We start from the raw sequence: 1,712 nt of genomic DNA, 5'->3' as shown, positions 1-1,712 counted from the left end.
CATAGGTGCTCCAAGTTATGAGGTTTTTAAGGAGAATAGAGATTTCTTTTTAACACCCACCAATAGCCTTGCTATTTTAACACCTTATAATCGTGCTAATCTTAGAGAGGTTTATGATGAAAATAGATACATATATAAATTTGAACATCCAAAAGGTTGTCACTATGGATACCTAACAAACAAAGATGATAAACCAGAAGTTATTCAAGAGTGGATTATATTATCAGGAAAAGAGTATTGCAAGCAAAGACAAGCTTGGGCTTGTTGTTTTTAATCCCAGCCACCCCATTTGCAATAGCTCCATTTGTTCAAGATAATATGACAAGTATTGAAATTTATAAGGATTTAAAAAAGCAAAATGAGAATATGAGAAATGAATTTATTGATAGAGTAAAGGAGAGAAGATGAAAGTTAGAAATTTTATTTTTGGTGTGAGTGTAGCGATTGCAACAAGTGGTTGTTATTTGGGTCCTGCAACCTATGAACTTTTTGAAAAAAACAGAGAAAGCCAGATTGAAAATGTGTTTATTCCAATCAAGTATCCTAAATTAAAAGAAATTTACGATGAAAATAGATATATATATAAATTTCAAGGACAAGATCCAAGATGTGTTTATGGCTATTTTACAAACAGAGATGATAGATCTGAAAGAGTTATAGGATGGATTATATTATCAGGGGAAGAATTTTGTAAAGATAGACAAGCTTGGACTTGCTGCTTTTAATCCCAGCCACCCCATTTGCAATAGCTCCATTTGTTCAAGATAATATGTATAACATTAACATTTATAAAGATTTAAAAAGGGACAATAAGCAAATCAGAAATGAAGCTATAAACAAAGCAATGGAGAGAAATAAATGAAAACTCAAAATTTTGTGTTTATAATGAGTTTATTAGTTGTGTTTAGTGGGTGTGCTGTAGGTCCTGCAACTTATGAAACACTTGTAGAAAGAGTTTTAAATCCCAGCATAGGAAAGTCTTATATACCTAAGAATTTTGGAATTAGAAATAGAAAAGTTTATAGTGAAAATAGATACATATATTTATCAGAATATCCAAAAGGATGTATTGTTGGATATCTAACAAACAGAGATGATAAACCAGAGGTAGTGCAAGAATGGATTATATTATCTGGTAAAGAGTATTGTAAAGATACCGAAACTTTTGTTTTGGTTCAATGAAAAATAATATTTTAGCTACACCATTTGCTATCGCACCATTTTTGCAAGACAACTGGACTAATATAGAAATTTATAGAGACTTAAAACGACAAAACAAGAATATAAGAAATGAAATTTTAGACAACATAAAGGACAATAGATGAAATTTATATCTTTTCTAACAATTGCTATTATGGTATTTTTCTCAAACGGATGCTATTTTAAAAACGCGACTTATGATAATTTCAAATACAAAAGAAATTTTTTTTTGATACCTCATAATAGTAAAATTATTTTAAGTCTTAAAGAATTTAGAGAAATATATGATGATACAAGATATATTTATAAATTTAAGGGAGATGATCCTAGATGCCATTATGGATATTTAACAAACAAAGATGACAAGCCAGAGAGGATTTTAGAATGGATTATATTATCGGGCAAAGAGTATTGCAAAGAAACGCCCGGTATCGGAACTTTGATATAAACGATATTGTGTCTACCTCATTTGCAATAGCACCATTCATACAAGATAATATGACAAATATTGA

The 1,712-nt window shown here is 29.8% G+C and carries 5 protein-coding genes; all 5 read left to right on the top strand.

The genetic code is table 11. The features are described from left to right. A partial coding sequence (locus U5B17_RS09610; protein WP_430805130.1) for a hypothetical protein occupies positions 1–274 on the top strand: 274 nt, incomplete at its 5' end. Between the two features lie 130 nt (positions 275–404). Next, complete coding sequence (locus U5B17_RS09605) at positions 405–725, top strand: hypothetical protein (protein WP_430805129.1); 321 nt, start codon at positions 405–407, stop codon at positions 723–725. Positions 726–858: 133 nt separating this feature from the next. Then, positions 859–1,182 carry a hypothetical protein gene (locus U5B17_RS09600; protein ID WP_430805128.1) on the top strand — a complete coding sequence of 108 codons (324 nt, stop codon included), beginning with the start codon at positions 859–861 and terminating at the stop codon, positions 1,180–1,182. Beyond that, positions 1,179–1,325, top strand: coding sequence for a hypothetical protein (locus tag U5B17_RS09595; protein ID WP_430805127.1), 147 nt, complete (start codon positions 1,179–1,181; stop codon positions 1,323–1,325). Before U5B17_RS09600 ends, U5B17_RS09595 begins: the two co-directional genes overlap by 4 nt. After that, positions 1,322–1,648 carry a hypothetical protein gene (locus U5B17_RS09590; protein ID WP_430805126.1) on the top strand — a complete coding sequence of 109 codons (327 nt, stop codon included), beginning with the start codon at positions 1,322–1,324 and terminating at the stop codon, positions 1,646–1,648. Before U5B17_RS09595 ends, U5B17_RS09590 begins: the two co-directional genes overlap by 4 nt. Positions 1,649–1,712 lie beyond the last annotated feature (64 nt).

It is taken from the genome of Campylobacter australis (genome assembly GCF_050586305.1).
Classification (GTDB): Bacteria; Campylobacterota; Campylobacteria; order Campylobacterales; family Campylobacteraceae; genus Campylobacter_A.
This window is presented reverse-complemented; position numbering and strand designations above follow the sequence as displayed.